This window comes from Synechococcus sp. CBW1002 (assembly GCF_015840915.1).
Classification (GTDB): Bacteria; Cyanobacteriota; Cyanobacteriia; order PCC-6307; family Cyanobiaceae; genus CBW1002.
Genome location: NZ_CP060398.1, coordinates 2,926,424 through 2,945,284 on the forward strand (window position 1 = coordinate 2,926,424; position 18,861 = coordinate 2,945,284).

Annotated in this window: 15 protein-coding genes, 1 tRNA gene and 3 pseudogenes; 9 read left to right on the forward strand and 10 right to left on the reverse strand. The window is 61.2% G+C overall.

All coding sequences use genetic code 11. The features are described from left to right. The first annotated feature begins 9 nt into the window (after nt 1-9). Nucleotides 10-83: transfer RNA gene (locus H8F24_RS14505), tRNA-Pro, on the forward strand. Nucleotides 84-538: 455 nt separating this feature from the next. Here H8F24_RS14505 and H8F24_RS14510 read toward each other — a convergent pair. The 3 genes from H8F24_RS14510 to H8F24_RS14520 all read right to left on the reverse strand — a co-directional run bounded on the left by H8F24_RS14510 (nt 539) and on the right by H8F24_RS14520 (nt 2,458). Next, on the reverse strand, nt 539-1,300 hold the full coding sequence (locus tag H8F24_RS14510) for a type 1 glutamine amidotransferase (protein ID WP_197170067.1): 762 nt from the start codon (nt 1,298-1,300) through the stop codon (nt 539-541). 10 nt (nt 1,301-1,310) lie between these two features. Continuing rightward, nucleotides 1,311-1,568, reverse strand: coding sequence for a hypothetical protein (locus H8F24_RS14515; RefSeq protein WP_197155116.1), 258 nt, complete (start codon nt 1,566-1,568; stop codon nt 1,311-1,313). 125 nt (nt 1,569-1,693) lie between these two features. Then, a complete protein-coding gene (locus H8F24_RS14520; RefSeq protein ID WP_370594754.1) occupies nt 1,694-2,458 on the reverse strand; it encodes a 3'-5' exonuclease in 765 nt (254 codons plus the stop codon). A gap of 491 nt (nt 2,459-2,949) precedes the next feature. Between H8F24_RS14520 and H8F24_RS14525 the strand changes: the two genes are divergently transcribed. Next, nucleotides 2,950-3,414: a peroxiredoxin gene (locus H8F24_RS14525; RefSeq protein WP_197155118.1), complete on the forward strand. Its 465-nt coding sequence runs from the start codon at nt 2,950-2,952 to the stop codon at nt 3,412-3,414. A gap of 39 nt (nt 3,415-3,453) precedes the next feature. Further along, complete coding sequence (locus H8F24_RS14530) at nt 3,454-4,209, forward strand: DUF1350 family protein (protein WP_197170068.1); 756 nt, start codon at nt 3,454-3,456, stop codon at nt 4,207-4,209. 16 nt (nt 4,210-4,225) lie between these two features. Here H8F24_RS14530 and H8F24_RS14535 read toward each other — a convergent pair whose 3' ends face one another. Next, complete coding sequence (locus H8F24_RS14535) at nt 4,226-5,425, reverse strand: ABC transporter substrate-binding protein (protein WP_197170069.1); 1,200 nt, start codon at nt 5,423-5,425, stop codon at nt 4,226-4,228. A 193-nt stretch (nt 5,426-5,618) separates the two neighbouring features. On the opposite strand from H8F24_RS14535, the gene H8F24_RS14540 reads away from it, so the two are divergent. The 3 genes and pseudogenes from H8F24_RS14540 to H8F24_RS19610 all read left to right on the forward strand — a co-directional run. Beyond that, nucleotides 5,619-6,767, forward strand: coding sequence for a hypothetical protein (locus H8F24_RS14540; protein ID WP_231597863.1), 1,149 nt, complete (start codon nt 5,619-5,621; stop codon nt 6,765-6,767). Nucleotides 6,768-6,971: 204 nt separating this feature from the next. Continuing rightward, nucleotides 6,972-7,289, forward strand: a pseudogene (locus H8F24_RS19605) (hypothetical protein); the annotation flags it as partial. Nucleotides 7,290-7,331: 42 nt separating this feature from the next. Beyond that, nucleotides 7,332-7,640 (forward strand): annotated as a pseudogene (locus H8F24_RS19610) (transposase); the annotation flags it as partial. Between the two features lie 69 nt (nt 7,641-7,709). Here the strand turns inward: H8F24_RS19610 and H8F24_RS14550 are convergent. Then, nucleotides 7,710-8,717 (reverse strand): PstS family phosphate ABC transporter substrate-binding protein, encoded by a 1,008-nt coding sequence (locus tag H8F24_RS14550; protein WP_231597864.1) that lies wholly within the window; start codon nt 8,715-8,717, stop codon nt 7,710-7,712. A 195-nt stretch (nt 8,718-8,912) separates the two neighbouring features. Beyond that, nucleotides 8,913-9,089 (reverse strand): hypothetical protein, encoded by a 177-nt coding sequence (locus H8F24_RS14555; RefSeq protein WP_197170072.1) that lies wholly within the window; start codon nt 9,087-9,089, stop codon nt 8,913-8,915. Nucleotides 9,090-9,345: 256 nt separating this feature from the next. Here H8F24_RS14555 and H8F24_RS14560 point away from each other — a divergent pair, with 256 nt between their 5' ends. Beyond that, nucleotides 9,346-10,722 carry a pyruvate kinase gene (locus H8F24_RS14560; protein ID WP_197170073.1) on the forward strand — a complete coding sequence of 459 codons (1,377 nt, stop codon included), beginning with the start codon at nt 9,346-9,348 and terminating at the stop codon, nt 10,720-10,722. A gap of 516 nt (nt 10,723-11,238) precedes the next feature. After that, a complete protein-coding gene (locus tag H8F24_RS14565; protein ID WP_197169597.1) occupies nt 11,239-12,786 on the forward strand; it encodes an IS1182 family transposase in 1,548 nt (515 codons plus the stop codon). A gap of 142 nt (nt 12,787-12,928) precedes the next feature. On the opposite strand, the gene H8F24_RS14570 is transcribed toward H8F24_RS14565, so the two are convergent. Further along, nucleotides 12,929-14,020 carry an IS630 family transposase gene (locus H8F24_RS14570; RefSeq protein WP_197170074.1) on the reverse strand — a complete coding sequence of 364 codons (1,092 nt, stop codon included), beginning with the start codon at nt 14,018-14,020 and terminating at the stop codon, nt 12,929-12,931. Between the two features lie 119 nt (nt 14,021-14,139). Continuing rightward, a pseudogene (locus H8F24_RS14575) lies at nt 14,140-15,275 on the reverse strand (IS3 family transposase). 347 nt (nt 15,276-15,622) lie between these two features. Here H8F24_RS14575 and H8F24_RS14580 point away from each other — a divergent pair. After that, nucleotides 15,623-15,895, forward strand: coding sequence for a hypothetical protein (locus H8F24_RS14580; RefSeq protein WP_197170075.1), 273 nt, complete (start codon nt 15,623-15,625; stop codon nt 15,893-15,895). Between the two features lie 122 nt (nt 15,896-16,017). Here H8F24_RS14580 and H8F24_RS14585 read toward each other — a convergent pair whose 3' ends face one another. Both H8F24_RS14585 and H8F24_RS14590 read right to left on the reverse strand, forming a co-directional pair. Further along, nucleotides 16,018-17,457: a hypothetical protein gene (locus tag H8F24_RS14585; RefSeq protein WP_197170076.1), complete on the reverse strand. Its 1,440-nt coding sequence runs from the start codon at nt 17,455-17,457 to the stop codon at nt 16,018-16,020. A 21-nt stretch (nt 17,458-17,478) separates the two neighbouring features. Beyond that, on the reverse strand, nt 17,479-18,765 hold the full coding sequence (locus tag H8F24_RS14590; RefSeq protein ID WP_197170077.1) for a sulfotransferase: 1,287 nt from the start codon (nt 18,763-18,765) through the stop codon (nt 17,479-17,481). Nucleotides 18,766-18,861 lie beyond the last annotated feature (96 nt).

An 18,861-nucleotide genomic window follows, 5' to 3' on the forward strand; every position in this document is an offset into this window, starting at 1 on the left:
TTCACTTGCCGGGGCGTAGCGCAGCTTGGTAGCGCACCACTTTGGGGTAGTGGGGGTCGTGGGTTCAAATCCCGCCGCTCCGATTGAATCAACGGCAACAACGCAGCGGTTTCCATCCAGCCGCTTCTTTATCTCATAACCGTCCTGAACAGGGCGGTTTTTTATGCCTGCTGTTTTTGACTTAGAACTCAAAGCGCACCACTCAGTACTTGGTGACGAAGGAGTCGCCGACAGGGTTGTTCAGCACATTCTTCGAGCACTGAGCACATAGCTCTGAGCACTGAGCTCTGGGCTCAGAACACTGGCACTGGCTCTGAATACAGAACGCTTGCTTTGAAAATCTCACCCTGTCTCGGCAGTCACGATCAGAACTCTGGGTTTGGATCTGAACTCTGAATCCTCCATTTTCATGATCTCTCGGCGGCAAGCGGATTCCTTCTCGTCGTCTTGCTTCTCCTCCTTGACCTGTTCTTCCCAGTGCTTCTGTTCAGTGGCTTGTTCCGGTTGACAAGCGTGCCCTCGATGGATGGCCCGAGGCTCATCGACGCAGGCACGCCTCCAGGGCACTGAGCAGGTTCTCGATCAGCAGCGTCGCGCTGCGCTCGGTGCTGGCCTGCCAGTGCCGTCCGTCGCGGCGGATGCGCTCGACGCCATCAGCCCCGAGGGCTTCGATCACGTAGGCCCGATCCTGCAGCAGCCACGGCTCCAGCAGCTCCGGTGTGACCTCCAGATGAAACTGCAGGCCCCAGGCGTGCCGGCCGATTCGGAACATCTGCTCGACGCAGTGAAGGCTTGAGGCCAACAGGGTGGCGCCCGGTGGCAACACAATCCGATCGCCGTGCCAGTGCAGCACCAGTTCACTGGCGGCCAGCCCCTGCAGCACAGCTTCCTGCTCCGCCGTCGTCGTCCAGGTCACGGCTCCCCATCCCACTTCCCGCAATGGCCGGGGCGGCTCTCCCACCTCCAGGGGCACCGCATCGCCCCCCATCGCCCGGGCCAGCAACTGGGCACCCAGACAGATCCCCAGGACTGGCTGCTGCGCCTCCACCCGCTGGCGGATCAGCTCCAGCTCCGCCTCGAGCCAGGGAAAGGCATCGTTGCCGAGATCGGCCACGCCCATCGGTCCGCCCAGTACCAGCAGCACCTGGTCGGTGGGGGTGCCGTTGGGGGTCGCTGCCGGCAGAGCCTCACCCCGATCCGGCCGGCAGACGCTCACCTGCCAGCCCCTGGCGCGGGCTGCGCCTGCGAAGCGGCCAGGCCCTTCCCGATCGAGGTGCTGAATCACGAGAAGTTCGGTCATCGCCCTGGGCTCATTCCAGCCGTGTCACCACGCCCATCCTGCGCAGCCAGCGATTGACGCGTCGCCGCAGGCGTGGCGGCACCTCCTGCAGCAACTGGCCCAGTTCCAGGGCCGCCAGGCGATGCAGGGCCCGGACGTCCACCCGCCAGAGCGCTTCGGCCTCCCGGATCAGCCGCGCCCAGGTGCGCACGTTCTTCCAACGGCGGATGCGCTGCTGCGGCACATCGACCAGAGACCAGTGGGGGCCGGGCTCACTTCCGCTGGTCATCACTGCAGCCCGGCACGTGGCTTCTCCAGCCTGTTGAGTCCTGGCTGTTTTGTCTTCAACTCAGTCGCAGGAGTTCGGAGTTGGACGGCGACTCAGATCCGCTTGTTTCGGTCGGATTGATCCGGTCAGGCCGAGCGAGGCAGTGTCCGCCGGGTGGGCTGGCTGCTGCCGGTGATGGCTCCAGAGCCTGCTGGTCGCTCCTCTCGATCGAGTTCCACCTGCTGGACGGGAAAGCCCAGGGCCTGCACCTCAGACTCGCTCAGCCGGCGGCTCCAGGCTCCTGGCACGGGGTCGTTCCAGCGAAAACCCGCCTCCTTGGCGCGGTGGCGTTCCGCATAGCTGAGGTTGGCGCGGTAGAGATGGCGCGGTTCCTGGGCCGCGGCCAGCAGCGTGTCCAGATCGCTGCAACGCTCGAACACCTGGGCCAGGTAGATGCAGTCGGTGAGGGCGCGATGGGCGGCCCAGACGGGGACCCCGTAGGCCAGGGCCAGGTCCCGCACGGAGGGGTTGGAGCGCAGGTGCTTCTCGGCCGGCCAGCGGATCTCCTCCATCGAGCAGATCCAGGGCCGCTCCAGGGCCGGCAGCTCCCCGTGGCCGAACCACTGGCGATCGAAGGCGGCGTTGTGGGCCAGCACCGCATCGGCGGCGGCGGCCATCGCCAGGAAGCACTGCAGCCCGGCCTGCCAGGGCTGCTCCAGTCGTGTCCAGTCGGCGGCGATGCCGTTCACATGCTCTGCCGGATTGGCGTTGCAGGGCAGCAGGAACGACACCTGGCTGAGCACGGCGCGGCTGGGGACATGGAACAGCACCGCCCCCACCTCGATGCAGCTGCCATCGGCAGGGGAGAGGGCCGTGGTTTCGGTGTCCAGGATCAGGAGGCGCTGCGGCACCGCTGACCGCGCAGCGGGTTGCGAAGCCGATTGCGAAGCCGATTGCGAAGCAGTGGTGGTTGGGGTCTGGGACTCGGAATGGGAGATGGACACGGCTCTGGGGATCTCAACCGGCATGGGCGCTGGCGTGGATGCCGGGTTCTGCGGCTCCGTTTGCCGCGATGGTTCCGGTTGCTCGCCCTCTGATTTCTGGGAGGCGGTGGTTGTCTTCAGAGCAGGGTCTGCTGTATCGAGGGCCGGCTCCGGCGCAGGTTCTGGATCCCTGGGCGCAGGAGCGCCCGTCTCCACAGATCCGCCCAGCAGGCTGAGCAGGTCGTCCTGGTGCCACTGATTGGAGTGCGACTGACTGGAGTGCGACGCCATCACCGCCCTGCTTGCCGCCCCATGCTCTCAGCCGCAGGGGCTCTGCGCAGCAAGCACCCTCCGTCCCAGTGGATCCGCAGCGTTCTGTCAGTCAGCCTGCTTAGGGTTTGGGTTCTCTCCATAAGCTCTTGGCACGCCCCCTTGCCCCCGGTGATCGGGCCCCCCTGGTGGCCCTGCCTGATCAGAACGGCGTTGAGCGGCGCAGCGATCAGCTGGGCGGCAAAGCCCTGGTGCTGTTCTTCTATCCCAAAGACGACACCCCGGGCTGCACGATGGAAGCCTGCGCCTTCCGTGACAGCTACACCGACCTGCAGGCCCTCGGCGCTGAGGTATGGGGCGTGAGCGGCGATGACACCGCCAGCCATCAGCGCTTCGCCAGCCGTCACCAGCTCCCCTATCCGCTGTTGGTGGATCGGGGCAACGGCCTGCGCAAGGCCTTCGGGGTGCCAGGGGTGCTGGGCCTGCTTCCGGGGCGCGTCACCTATGTGATCGATGGGCAGGGCACGGTGCGGCATGTGTTCAACAACCTTCTCGATGGCCCCGCCCACCGGCGTGAGGCGATCCAGGCCCTGCAGCAGCTTCAGCCAACCTGAGGCCAGAGGGGCGTCGGTCGATCAACAGGAGCAGCGGGTATGGCGCGATGGAGGCAGCAGGGGGAGCTCTGGCAGCTGGAGCCGGCCGGCGCGCCGCGGGGCCTGATCGAGTTCATCGGTGGCAGCTATCTGGCTGCCACCCCCCAGCTCAGCTACCGGCGTTTCCTTGAGGCCCTGGCGGCTCGCCACTGGCGGGTGCATGCCTGGAGCTACGTGCCAGGCTTCGATCACCAGGCCCAGGCCAGTGCCGCCTGGCGGTTGTTCCGACGGTTCCGGCTCGGCGACGACGCCACCACGAGTGGCTTCCCAACGCCGGGACCCGCCTCCGGTCCGCTGCTGCGGCTGGGCCACAGTCTCGGCTGCAAGCTGCATCTGCTGGCTCCGGATGGCGGTCGCCGCTGTGACGGGTTGGTGGCCCTGAGCTTCAACAACTTCTCGGCGGAGCGTTCGGTGCCGCTGCTGGCGGAACTGGGACAACAATTCAAGTTCCGCAGTGAGTTCAGTCCCTCGCCGGAGGAAACCCTGCTCCAGGTTGGGGCCACCTACCGCCAGCCCCGCAACCTGCTGGTGCGGTTCAACCGCGACGGCATTGATCAGAGCAACCGCTTGCTGGGGGTGCTGCAGGCGCGGTCCGGTGATTGCTCCGAGCTGCTGGAGCTGCCCGGTGACCACCTCACCCCCGCCAGCGGCGGCCTGCGCAAGCAGCTGCTGGGCGCCTGGGCCGACGATCCAGCCCGGCAACGGGGGATGGAACGGCTAGTGGATCAGATCACGGCCTGGTCTGGGGTGCCTTAGCCAGGAGCGCCACAGATCAGGGCTCCCACGTCTGGGAGCCCAGGTAGGTCAGCTCCACGAAGTCGCTGGCTTGCCGGTCGCTGGGGCTCAGTTCCAGGGGAAAGCCGCCCAGATCGACGCGCCCCATCGACTCCAGGGCCTGGGTCAGCCCCTTGCGACTGGGGTTGGGCCCGGCCCGCTGCAGCCCTTCGCTGATCAGGCGGGCGGCGAGGAACCCTTCCAGGCTCGTGAAGCCGTACTGGGGCTCGGTGGCTTGCCGCTGCATCAGCCGCTGGTACTCCGCCACCACCGGGATCCGGCGGTTCCAGGGGAAGGGCACCACCTGGCTGATGCCGATCCCGGTCGACTGGCCATCGGGCAGGGCCTGCTGCAGGGCCCGGCTGCCCACGAAGGAGACCGTCATCAGCTGCGCCTTGCTGCCCAGGGTCAGCAGGTCGCGGCTGATGGCCGCCGCACCGGGGTAAGAGCTGATGATCACCACCCCGCTGGGGTTGGCCGCCTGCAGGGTGCGGGCCGCAGCCTTGGTGGCGCTGGAGTTGCGCTCCACGCCGGCCGTGGCCACCGGCTGGAGTCCATGGCGCTGCAGGGCCCGTCGCGTGGCGGCCAGCCCGTCGTCGCCGAAGGCATCGTTCTGGTGCAGCACGGCGATCCGGTGGCGGCCGGCGCGCACCAGGGCAGCGACGATCTGGTCGAGTTCCGCCTGGTAGCTGGCCCGCAGGTTGAACACCAGCGGCCGCCGCGGCTCCCTGAGCAGCATCGCTCCGGTCAGGGGGGCGACCAGGGGGATGTGTTCGCGCTCCACCGTCGGCAACACGGCCTTCACGGTGGGGGTGCCGACGTAGCCGAACAGGGCCAGGACCCTGTCCTGCTGGATCAGCCTGTCGGTGTTGCGGCGGGTCAGTTCCGGTTCATAGCGGTCGTCGTGGCTCACCAGGCGGATCCGGCGTCCATGGATCCCACCGCGGCGGTTGACCTCCGCGAACCAGGCCTGGGCGCCGAGCCGATACTCCTGGCCCAGCTGGGCAGAGGGGCCGCTGAAGGGTGCTGACTGTCCCAGTACGAGCTCCGGAGCGCTTGCGGCTGATCCAGGAGCACCGGAGATCCTTGCTGTCGCTGCCGTCGCCATCGAGGGCAGGCGCAGCACGCTCGGCAGTAGGGCAGCCAGGGGAAGGACGACCAGGGCCAGGGCCGCCTTGCCGGCAGTGCTGCCGGTCATCCCTAGGGTCAGGCGTGGTGGCAAGGCGCCAATGCACTCCGATGAGCCCTTGCCTGAGTCCGGTCTCCCGGAACCGCCAGGTCCAGAACCGAGAGGTTCCGAAGGCAGGGCGCCCGGTCGACGGCGGAAGCGCTGGAATGGTCTGGCCATTGGGTCCGTTGTTCTTGCCGTCGCCCTGTTGATTCTGGGGCTGATGCGGATCGATGTCGCCCAGGTGCGCAGCCGAGACTCGCTGCGGCTGTCCTCGGCCTCCCGGGCCCTCAGCACCGATCCGGCCCTGCTGGCCGGCGGTGGCTGGACCTCCCTGCGAGGGGAGCGGCTGAACGCGACGGAAGCCCGCGAAGACCAGGTGGCTCTGGAACGGGCCGCGAACCACGTGCAGGTGGGGGTGTATGTCAACAGCACCTACGACCTCGAACTGAACATCCCCAGCTATTCGTCCAGTGGCTACGTGTGGCTGCGCTGGGACGAGCCGCTGCAGCGCTATCTCGAAGCGCAGAACACCAGCATCGACCGCCGCTTCACCCTGCTCAACGGCCTGCTGTCCGATGCTGATCCGGTGTTGCGGCCCCTGGTCGATCGTCCGGTACGCCTCGCTGATGGCAGCTTTTACCAGTTGTTCAACTACATCGGGCGCTTCTACATCGACAAGGCCAGTTTCCGCCACTTTCCCTTCATGACCGTGAGTCTGCCCCTGGTGCTGGAGGTCGACGACGTCGATGGCGGCCTCGACTACACCAGCCTCCGGCTCGAACCGGATCTCCAGAACAGTGGCATGGGGCTCTACGCCGGCATCATCGGCTGGCTCAACCGCGGCTGGTCGATCGCGGAGTACCGGCACCACTACGCCACCAACTTCGGCCTGGGTGGTGCCGAGAACGATTACAGCCAGGTGGTGTTCGATATCTCCTTCGGCATCTCCGCCTGGGCAGCCTTCTGGCGCCTGCTGTTGCCCCTGGCGGTGCTGATGGTGATGGTGCTGCTGGTGTTCAAGGTGCGGCCCGATGAACAGGATGCCCGCGCCAGTATCCCGGTCACGGTGCTGCTGACCCTCGTGTTTCTGCAGCAGACCTACCGCGCGGAGTTGCCCCAGCTGCCATTCCTTACCTTTCTCGATCAGGTGTACGTGGTGGCCTACGTGGTCACCCTGATGGCGTTTGTGCTGGTGATCTGGATCGGCCGCCGCTACAGCGACATGGAAGCCATGCCCGATGGGGACGGCAAGGAGATCCTGCAGCAGCGGCTGCATCGCCTTGATGACATCTGGCCCCTGGCCATGGTGTTGATCAGTGGCCTGAGCATCTGGCTCTGTTGGGTGAACCTGCTGCCGCCAGGCGGATGACAACTCCCAAGTGGATGGTGATGGTCCAGGCAACCTCCTCCTCCAGGGTTGAACGCAGGCGGAGCAGGAGCGTCTGCCGGCCAAGCCCTCCGTGGGCGACATCGTGGTGGGCCGGATCCGAGGCGCCGGCAGCCGCCGGATCCTGCTGATGGTCCACTACGACACCATGTTCCCGGTGTGGCGGATGCCAAGGGTGGGCCCGTGATGATCCTGCGGGCCCTGGAGCTGACGGCCGAACGGAACGTCCGCGATTTCGCCACGATCACGGTGCTGTTCAACCCCGATGAGGAGATCGGCTCGCGCGGATCGGCGGATCTGATTGCCCGCCAGGCCCACCTGATCCTGGCTCTGCAGACCCTGAGCGATTCAGCCAAGAGCACCACGGTCCACTGGACCCGCATCCGCCCTGGCGAGAGCCCCAACGTGATCCCCATCCGGGGCAGCCTGCCCGTGTCGCTCAATCTGGCCGGTGGCCTCGATGCCCCGAACCTGGGCCAGGCGATCGAGCAGGTTCAGCCCTTTGGCGTGGATGTGAAGTGCGGTGTCAAGGGATCCGATGGCTTCAATGATCCTGATCTCGTCGTTGCAGAGAAGACGATCGCTCATGATGATCAGAGGCGGTGCAACGGGGCAGAGGGGAAGTTCGGCCAAGGAAAGCACCGTTTCGGGTTTGGGCTCGTTCGTGAGAAGCTGGCCGAGACCTCAGATTGCACCATCGCCATGAATCTGTTGGTCATGAACCTCGAGACGAATCTCCTGGAGCATCTTGTTGTCTTGATTGCCATATTCCATGGCTTAAAAATGGCATGCATCGCCTCTGAGAGGCGTCCCACACTGCTAATTTCTACGGGACTGAATATCGCCACATGCTGAGATGATCACGGCGCAGGCATCTCTGGATCAGACGCTGGCCCGAGTAAAAGACTATTCAGGAGGCCCCACTTAACGGAATTCTGGCCGTTTGTGCTGATCGAAGCTGCGCTGCAGGGCCTCGTCAATTGTCAGCCCCACCGGCAGGTCCCCCCCAAAGGATGTTCCCAGCACATGCCGGTAGAGCTTCGATTCCACGAGTCTGTAGGTGTCGGCTGGCAGGGGGATGTACCCTGCCTCCTCCACGAGACGAAGGCCATTGCCAACCGTGTATCCCACGAAGCTTCGGATCACGTCGTTGGCGCGCATCTGTTGGTCGTTCACATAGATGAACAGCGGCCGCGATAGCGGCCTGTAGCTGCCGTTCTGGGCTGAGGCCACCGATGGGGCTACGGCCATGCCATTGGGGGGAGCAATCGCGAGGGCCTTCAACCGGTTGGCATTGGCCCGAAAGTAGCCGAAGCCAAGGTAGCCCATTGCATTTGGCTCGTCGGCCACACACGACACGATCACATTGTCGTCTTCGCTGGTGTCTACATCGGTCCGTGAATTAGCTTTGCCGCCATTGATCGCCTCGTTGAAGTAGTCGAAAGTGCCCGAATCACTGCCGGGGCCGCAGAGGTGTAGAGGGCGATTGGGCCAGTCAATGTTGATCTGGCTCCAGGCCTTCACCTTCCCTTCGGCTTGTTTTGACCAAGTTCTGCCCAGCTCCTTGGTGGTGATTTCCGAGGCCCAGTCGTTGCGGGCGTTCACCACCACGGTGAGTGCATCGAAGGCCAGCGGCAGCTCGATGAAGGTAATGTTCTTGTCGGCGCAGGCTTTGAGTTCGGTGCTGCTGATCGGCCGCGAGGCATTGGCGATTGGAATGGCACCCTGGCAGAACTGCCTCAGGCCTCCGGTGGTGCCCACCTCGCTGAGGGTCACGGTGACGTTGCGGCCCTGCTCGGTGCCGCTATAGGACTTGATCGCACGCTCGATGATTGGAAAGACCGTGCTCGAGCCGCTGACGGCGATCGTGTCACCGCTGCTCGGGTCACGGCCCCCGCAGGAACTCAGCAGGGCTGCCAGGACAGCTGCCAAGGCCAGGCAACTGGGTCTTGCAGGAATCCGGAACGGCTCACGCTTGCAATCAGAACTAGAAGGCAGGCCAGCCATGGCTGCAGAGCAAGACTCCACTCACCCTGACCCATCAAGGAGAATTGTTGGTTAAGGGATGAATGAGAACTGGCCTTCTGACACAGTTCATCGCATCAGTCTGCTCCTCGAGCCAATCGATCAGAAGCGCAGATAAGGCATCTGCTTACGGTTGGTGATTACATGGCTGGCTAAGATGGCCTTGGAATTGAGGCCGAACAGGCTGACCGCCCCAGAAACCGCCAACTCAGCGAGATTGGACGCAGCGATCATCGCTCCGAGAGCAGCGATCGTCTGGGGTTGGCGCGAGAGGCGCATCCACACTGCCGAGGAGCACAGGCATTGGGAGCCTCCAGGACCTGCTCTGCTGGCCGCACAATTGACCTGAAAGACAGCGACCTCAGCCTCTCAGTAACGCCCCCCTCCTCCAGCTTCATTCACAGCTCCGCAGCACAAGCTCGATCGAGAGCTGGCCGGGTAACTGCTGAGCGAGCCATTGTCGCCAGCAGATCAGCCACTTCGCTGAACCCGCCCTATTCGAAGCCGCTGTTTGCGCCTGGGTATTCCAGAGGGATTGGCCAAACCCTTGGTATTGAGCAGCACCGGCAAGCTCGGCTGGCATCGCCAGCCTGGGGTCGGTGCCCATCCCGCCATGCCAGTCGCCGATCGAGAGCCCTTGCCCTCCTCATCCGCCGAGAATGATCGGCTCACAGCCGCTGCACCGCGCTTGGCAGCCAATCTGGAGAGCCTGCTCAGGGACATGGAGTTGCTGCAGGCCGAAGAGGCCGATCGACGCGATCGCGTTGCCACCCCTTACGTCACGTCCGCCCAGAACCTGATTGACTACCTGGCGCTGCGGCGCCAAGACCTCAGGCCACTGCAGGATGAGCTTGCCAGCCTGGGCCTCTCCTCCCTGGGTCGCTGCGAAGCCAGTGTGCGTCACTCAGTGGAGAACGTTCACACCATCCTTCGCCGCATTGGGGACCTTCCCGAGATCCCACCGCCCCGTTCCTCCGGCCAGGCTGTCGATCACCGTGGCGGTGCCGAGGCTGTTGCCCGAAACGCCGCCCGACTTCTCGGGGCTCCGATCGATCTGGAAGACGCCTCGATCCTTGTCACGCTGCCCGTCGCAGCCGCCACGAATCCAAAGCTGGTGGAGGATTTGCTTGAGGCGGGGATGACGATTGCCCGGATCAATGCCGCTCACGACGACGTGCCGGTCTGGGAGCAGATGGTCCACAACGTCCGCCAGGCCTCTGCTGCAACTGGCCGCCCCTGCAGGATCACCATGGATCTGGCCGGGCCAAAGCTGCGGACGGGACCGCTGCAACCTGCCTCCCCCGTGCTGAGCGCCAAGCCTCGGCGGGATGCCTGCGGACGATTGTGCGAGCCGGCCCAGATCTTGCTCGTTCCTGTTCAAGCTGGGCAGACCCATCAGGCCACAGCGTCGGCCCGGGGAGTCGATGCTGTGATTCCTTTCGTTGGAGACGGCTGGAAGGCGCTGCAGCCGGGCACTGCTCTTCGCGGTATCGATGCTTCAGGGCGACAACGCACTCTGCGGGTGCGGAGACTCGGTCCTGAAGGCCTCTGGACCACGGCGACTCATCACTGGCATTTCACTCCGGGTCTGCGCCTTCTGGTGGAGAAGCCCCGCCTGGAGCTGAGGATCGATGCCCTTCCCGCCCAAGATGGATGTCTCCTGTTGCGACCGGGCGACCACCTGCGACTGACCGATGCCTGCGATCACGGCCGGCCTGCCGTGATTGATGCAGAGGGACACGTACTCAAGCCGGCACAGATCGGATGCACCCTTCCAGGGGTGTTCTGCCAGGTGGAGCCTGGACAGCGGATCGCGTTTGATGACGGACGCATCGGAGGAGTGATCGTTTCTGCGAACCGAGAATGCCTGCTGGTGAAGATCACCAATGCGGGGAGCCGAGGCAGCCGCTGACTGTCAAGATAGGTTGTGAAGTACACGTCCTCAGGGACCTTCGAGCAGCGCTGAACAGAACCGTCACGCAGGAGGAAAAGGGGCATGAGACAAAGGTAGGAATGACCCCATGACGCCACACTGGTCGATCCATGGCAAGCGGTAGTTTGCCGGCATCAGATCAGCAGCTCTTATCTCAGCTGTCTAAGCCTCCACTCTACTCCCCTGACTCATGGGTCCTGTTAGGAAACTGTGAAGTTTGGAACGCCATTAGGGGCACCTCGAAACATTCACGCTACGCACTGACAGCCTGTTAAAGATGCAATAGAAATGGATCAGTTCAACATAGTTGAATGGGACAGCGTGGAATCTGAAGTGAGGGGAAGCGCATCCACAGACTTCAGCAGAAGAAGCCCTCGCTAACGACCCTATCCTAGGAGCCTGTCGCGCATAGATCAGCACCCAGTCTCTCCACAGCCGCCCATCAATCTGCCCAGATCCCAGTGACTGCAATGGATCTGGGCGATACACTCGGGCATGCAGAAGCGCAAGACCTTTCGCCCCTGGCAGCCGCAGCAGGCCACCCTGCTGCCGCCGTCACCGCGTGAGTGGCTCTCAGAAGACCACCAGGTGTATTTCCTGCTGGACCTGGTGGATGAGCTGGATCTCTCCGCGATCCTCGTACCCGCTCAGGCCAAGGACCCCCGCGGAGAGAAGGGATTCGATCCACGCATGATGACGATGCTGCTGCTTTACGCCTACTGCGTGGGCATCGTCTCCTCCAGGAAGATCGAGCGGGCCTGCTACGAGGATCTGGCATTCCGCGTGCTGACCGGCAACCAGCAGCCGGACCACAGCCGAATCAGCGAGTTCCGCCGGCGCAACCTTGATGCCCTCAAGGGCCTGTTTATTCAGATCCTGCGCCTGTGCCAGAAGGCGGGGATGGTGAGCCTGGGCCATGTGGCCCTCGATGGCACCAAGGTGCAGGCCAATGCCTCCAAGCACAAGGCGATGAGCCACGAGCGGATGCTCAGGGCGGAGAAGGAGCTCCAGAAGGAAATCAACGCCTTGATCCGCAAGGCCGAGATCCTGGATGCCCAGGAAGACCGGCGCTACGGCAAAGGAAACCTGGGCAGTGAACTTCCCGATGAGCTGCGCCACAAGCAGGGCCGCCTCGCAAAAATCCGTCAGGCCCGCAAGGAGATGGAGGCGGAAACCGCTGCAGCTGCAGCGCGGCAGCGGCAGGAGGAAGCCGAGAAGGCCAGAGCCAAAGCGACCGCAGCCGAGGAATCGGATGGATCGGCCCCTGAGCAGGCCGAGCTGAACAGGAAAGCGGAAGCCGCAGCGGCAAAGGCAGCAGCGGCGGGGGACAAAGCCATCGAGGCCGCCGAGAGCGCTGGCCTCGAGCCACCAGATCTGGAGCCACTCGCCTCTGACGCGATGCCCAGGCGTGGTCTGGCGAGAAAGGCTGACGGCACACCGACGGCCAAGACCCAACGGAATTTCACAGATTCCGACAGCCACCTCATGCAGTCCGGCGGCACCTACCTGCAGGGCTACAACTGCCAGCTGGCGGTCGACAGTGACCACCAGGTGATCGTGGCGGTGGGCGTCAGCAACCAGCCACCGGACGTGGAGCACCTGGAGCCCATGCTGGAGCGGATCGCCGCCAGCGCCGGTGAACTGCCGGACGTGATGACGATGGATGCGGGCTACTGGAGCGACGACAACGCAGGTCACTGTGAGGACCTTGGCATTGACGCCTACATCGCCACCGGCCGTCTGCCGCATGGGAAGCCGCCACCGCCACAGCGAGGACCGCTGCCCAGAGATGCCGACGCCAGAACCCGCATGGCCCGCAAGATCAGAAGCAAGAAGGGATCCAGGATCTACGCCCAGCGCAAAGCGATCGTGGAGCCGGTGAACGGCCAGATCAAGGAAGGCCGGGGCCTGCGGCGGTTTCTCTTGCGGGGCCTGGAGAAGGTCGATGGTGAATGGCATCTGATCGCTGCCACCCACAACCTGCTCAAGTTGTTCCGGTACAGGCGATCACAGCAGCAGCTCTGGGCAGCAGCGACGGGATGAGGGGTAGAGACCCTGGCAATGCCGCCAGGGCTGAGTCAACCTCGCCCCAATGAACCAGCTCAGCGGGAGAGGTAGACCTCAGAGCTCACCTCACCGGGATTCGTCGTGACCAGGGGCTCGCTGCTCTATTGGCAACAAACTCCTAGTGTGCCGTCCCGGAGATCTGCGAGCAAAGTCGCTGGAGCTTCTCCAGGATTGAATCCGCTGTGGCCGTCCAGTTGAACGGCGCCTTGGTCTTGTTGTAGGCCGCCACGAATTGCTCGATCTTGGAGATCAACTCCTTGACGCTGGAGAAGCTGCCGCGTCGGATCGCCCGCTGGGTGATGATCCCAAACCAACGCTCCACCTGGTTGATCCAGGAGGCGTAGGTCGGTGTGTAGTGCACGTGGAAGCGGGGCCGCTGCGCCAGCCAGGCCCTCACCTTGGCGTGCTTGTGGGTGCAGTAGTTGTCCACGATCAGGTGGATGTCCAGGTCATCGGGAACCGACGTCTCGATCTGCCGGAGAAATCCCAGGAACTCCTGGTGCCGGTGGCGGGGTTTGCACTGGGTGATCACCTCTCCGGTGGCCACGTCCAGGGCGGCGAACAGGGTGGTGGTGCCGTGGCGGATGTAGTCATGGGTCACCCCCTCCACGTAGCCCAGACCCATGGGCAGCAGCGGCTGGGTGCGGTCCAGGGCCTGGATCTGGGTCTTCTCGTCGACGCAGAGCACCATCGCCTTGTCGGGCGGATTCAGGTACAGGCCGACGATGTCCCGGACTTTCTCGACAAAGAACGGATCGGTCGAGAGCTTGAAGTGCTTCTGCCGGTGGGGCTGGACCGAGAAGGTCTGCAGCCAGCGGTGAACCGTGGTCTTGGAGATCCCAGTCGCTGCAGCCAAAGTCCGTGCGCTCCAGTGGGTGCTGCCATCGGGAGGCCTGGTCTGCAGAGCCCGGTTGATCACCTCGGCCACCTTGTCGTCCTCGTAGGTGCGGGGACGGCCGGGACGCAGTTCGTCATGCAGGCCCTCGATGCCCAGATCGATATAGCGCTGCCGCCATTTGCCCACGGTTGAGCCGCGGACCCCAAAGCGCTTCGCGACAGCGGTGTTGGTGTCACCAGCAGCGCAGGCCAGCACGATCTGGGCCCGATGAACGATCGAATGCGGCAAGGTTCTTGATCCAGCCAGGCTCTGGAGCTGGCTGGCCTCATCAGCCGAAAGCTCCAGAGGAGCCATGGGCCGACCGGTCGGCATGAAACGACCCCGCGAGGAGACACCCCACATTCTACTGTCTATTTGCGGGACGGTACACTAGATGGTCGTGACGTTACCCCCTTTATCGGTCCAGTGCTTATGAGAGTGGGTGGTCGTAGTCATGCAGCAACTCCCTGTTGAGCTGCCTCCAGGGGTGTACGCCCCTGGAGGGCCGAATGTGGCCTGAACGTGTTGTACTCCCAGCGCCCGCGATCAGCCAGGAGCTGAGCCTCTGGAGCAGTGGCGAACAGCTCGATGTTCAGGAACTCATCCCTGAACCGGCCGTTGAACGACTCGGCAAAGCCGTTCTCCCATGGGGATCCTGGCTCGATGTAGGCCGTGCTGGTGGTCTCGGTGGCCTCGCACCAGTCCCGTAGGGCCTGGGCAATGAACACCGGCCCGTTGTCGGAGCGGATGAACGCCGGAGCCGGGTAGATGCTGGTCAGCTCCTCCAGCACCGCCACTACGTCCTTGGCCTTGCAGCGCCTGCCTACCCGAATGGCCAGGCAGAGGCGGCTGTGCTCGTCGATCACGTTGAGGAACTTGAGCCGCCGCCCATCGGCGGTGGCATCGAACTGGAAATCCATGGCCCAAACCTGGTGGGGACGTTCGGCCCGGTGACGCCGCACGGAGCCGTCCGCCGGCCGTGCCCGCTTGCGCTTCCTGGGCGTGGGCCGCTGCAGACCCTCCTCCCGCCAGAGCCGTTGAACCCGCTTGTGGTTCACGCTCCAGCCTTCCCGCCTGAGCAGGCGGTAGGCCATCCGTCGCCCCCAGCGGATGTGGTCAGCCGCGATCTCGCGGAGACGATGCCGCAGCTTCCCCTCCTCGATGGAGACGACCTTGGCGGATGGCGCTGGGTGCTGCGGTGTTGGCCCACGACCCGGCAGACCTGCCGCTCGGATGCCCGGTAACGCTCCTGCAGGACCGTGACGGCCCTACGCCTGCGTTCCGGGCTCAGAAGTTTCCCTCTGCAAGGTCCTACGGCTTCGCCGGCCTTCGGCTAGAGCATTGCCTTCTCCAGCTCGGCCTCTGCCAGAAGCTTTTTGAGCCGGGCGTTCTCCTTCTCCAGCTGGGTCAGACGCCTGGCCTCCTCCGCCTGCATCCCCCCGTACTGCTGTCTCCAGCGGTGGTAGGTCGGTTGCGTCACCTCGATCACGCGGCAGACGTCGGGGACGGTCTTGCCCTGGGCGATCAGCTGCTCTGCCGTTTTGAGCTTGCGGATGATCTGCTCCGCTGTGTGCCTGGTGCGTTTCATGGTCGAGTCCCCGGCCCGGTCTGGCCGGCTGAGGACTCTCATTCAGCCTGGACCGGTTTCTGGGGTCCACGTCAGTCGGCCTAGGGATCGATCCTGTTCAGCTGAGATCGGGTTATTCATCGAATGCGTGATTGGTCACGCGTGCGAATAGGATCATTCCGCTAGCACCACTCTAGGCAAACTAGTAGTCCAGTGGCGAGGGATGGAGGACCACCTCCATCCCTCCATGGCTGATGATGGTATGAACTTCAGACGAGAATGGTCTTCAGAGAATACGAATACTTGGAACCGCTGCTTCTGAGCCGGAAGCATGCAGTACGATTTCCATAGAGCTCTGAACCGGATCCATGGAAACCCAAAAGTCATCTGACGATCAGTCGTTCCACCTTGAGATGGTTACGCAACTAAAGTTGCTTCCGAATAAGTTTCATCAGATCTCCGCTGAAGATCTTGATCACTTGAACGAAATCTCGGTCGAGGAAGCTGAACGTCAATTGTCTCTGACTTCAGCGGCCATGAGACTGTTCTCGAATCTGGAAATGTTGCTACCGATTGGCCCGATTGCCGCGAAGAAACTGGGGGGATTTGCAAACACATTTAAGGATCATCCTAAGGCATAGTCCTTCTCGGCTGAATGGCGCCTGTCTGTGGTAGGCGCATCGCAAAAATCAAACGGAATTGCGCCAGCAATAACACGAAGCCCATGACGCCATGCATTCTTCCTTGGCAAGGATGCATTTCCTCATATGGCTATAACTTGGCAGCCGCCCTTGGGATTTAGCTTGTACTCGCCGTGATCCGTGTCAGATGTGCGCATTAAGACTTTGGGTCCGAATGGATTTGCTGTACAAGCGTAGATTCGCTTATTCCATTTGATGATATTTCTAACTCCAAAGTTGTATATATTATTGAAGCCATTGCGCGTCATGCAGTTCCAGTCGGCCCCATCTTCCGAGCACCAAAGCTCAGCGCCACCATAAGAGGACAAAAAGACCTGCATCGTGTCCCAGTCTAGAAGTTGACCAAATCTTGTCTTGCGCTTATCCCTTAATGCCCACAAGCCAAATATGGACCAGTCCATAGTTCCTAGGAGCAGGAGGTCATCAATGCTTACAATTTTCCATATATAAGCATTGAAATAGTTGCCGAAGCCGGGCCCACTCCCACTTAATGGTAACAAGCCATCGCGCGGATTGGCGCAAACCAGCTCTAATTCGTCGTTAGGAGCGAGCCGTAACACTTCTGCAGCCGCTGGCCCCACATTGTTGGTACGATCATGTCCACCATTCTGAATGCCAGTTCCAATGTAAAGATAATCTCGGTGGCTGCATAGCGAGATAATTCCCTGATTAAGGGCTCCTCGTCCACCACCATCCATAATCACTAACTCCCATTGAAACTCATACTTTCCTGTGCGCTTACCCCTCCAAAGCTGAAAGCCGTTGATTCCGCCAGTGCCAGCATACAGCAATCCTTGGTGAATACAAAGTTCGTAGACGACTACGACTTCAGGGAAAGTTCCAAGACCGTTCCCATTAATGGAGAACCATTTCCCGGTTGTCGGATCATCAGTCGCGAAAATGGTGGTGATACCGGCACCGTTTACGTTTCCATTCGATGCACCGGTAATAGTTGTAATTAAGAGCTCGTCGTACTGGAGGAGAGACCTTATCGAAGTAAGCGTAAAATCATTAGAGGAAAAATCAGATATGATGCTTGGCTTGGGAAGTCGCTGAAAACTATTGCCGTCATAACTGACCATTAAATCAGGCCCATCTCCCCTGGAGCGGGATGTTGATGCTACGTAGAGAGCTACATCTTTCTCCCCTTCCTTGAAGGTACACATGCTCCGATAGCCGTAATGTCGCCTGAACGATGTCCCTGTCTCAGGATGAAACCAATCAGCCTGATGAACTCGCGTTGGCAAAGGGGACTGCGGGTTGAAACGCCAAATCTCTGCAGCGGAAACTGTCTCTTCAAAGGCCTGCTCATAATTAGAATATTCAATTGGGACAGGCCACATATCTATATGAACATTGGGCATCCCAAACCGCAGAAAGACAAGATTTGCACGGCCCGTGCCAATGTACAAAGACCCCTTGAATACTGCGGCCGAATAAGCATAGGCATTGTAGGGATCCCCGAATCCGTTGGCGCATACTGGGGCAGGACTGATATGCATATGTTGAGCCACTGACATCGATCAAGCCCCATAGAAAGGGATGTTGCGCATCAATTCTTTGCTCACGAGTGACAAGGGGTGAAGCGATGAGAAGCCTTTCCATGCGTCGGCGCGCTCATTTGCAACCTTGTTCTCAAGAAAGAACTTCAAGTCTCCTGCGTACTCATTGGTTTCAATCTGCGGATTCTGATTGGCGCCATATGGATTAACGCATGCTGGATGAAAAGGCAGCTGCAAAAAATGAAGTATTGAGATCATGGCTTCAGTAGGGTCCATGACGAGGTCTTCATAGCTGACATAATGCAACCGGCTACTGTCAAGTCCTGGAAGAATTGATTGAATGTTTTCGTTGCACAGTGCCCAGATCATTTCTGGAATGGCTGATGCGTCGTCTATGTAGCGACGAGTGAAAGGAATGATGTCTTGCAACTGTGAGTCAATAAGTGACTTCACAACAGCTGATGGGTGACGCACAAGATAGATGAAGCGAGCCTGAGGAAACTGTGCTGAAATCCTCTCAAGGGTTGTTTTGCTGTAAGCGTACGAAGGCGTTTTGTCAACTAGATACTGCTTTGAAAAGTTGCCATCGATCTCCAGGAAGAAATTCAAGACAGGCTCTTCATGCTTGATGAAGTTGGCTTCGATTAGACTCGACTCTTCAATGCTCAACCCATTCACCCTGGCCCTGAGCCGAACAGTTCCACCCAGCAGATGCTTGGTCTCGTCTTGAATCAATGCTGCATGTCGTTGCGCATATGTATCGTAATGAAGAAGATGCAATTCTTCTGGTGACTCGATGTCCGGATGTTGATCGAGCATCCGTTGCAGCAAGGTTGAACCTGAGCGGGGCGAAGAAAGAACGAAGACGAGCTGATAGCCTGTGTTAAAAGGACATGGATCTTTGAATGTTGTTTTTTGAATTAAGGCCTTAAAATCTGCAAACTGACTTCCCGCAAATAAAGAGTGCTTATATTTGCTCTCGTCAACGGCGATTTCCGAGCCTGAAGTGTAGGGTTCGGTGCCTTCTCTTGGCCCTGTATTCCGAAGATCTGATTGTTTAAGTATATAATCACTCAGTTCACCAATGCTCAGGTCGGATACGTATTGACCCTCCACAGGCATGACTAGTCTTATGAACGACAGTCGATCGTCTTTTAGTGCCTGGCACTTCTGGAAAATCGAGACAAAATCAACTGATGTAAGACCAAGGTCGGCAATCAGCAGCGTGTTTGGCGAAAGAGGTTGATCGTAGAATATGTCGTGACTGGTGCAGTAATCGTCAATAATGTCTATGACGTCTTGGAGCATCGTCGGACAAAAGCTGCCCGATAATAACATGTACCACAGTCAGACATGCTCTTGAGAAGCTCTCTGATCCTTTCATCACTGCAGGCCGATGGCTGC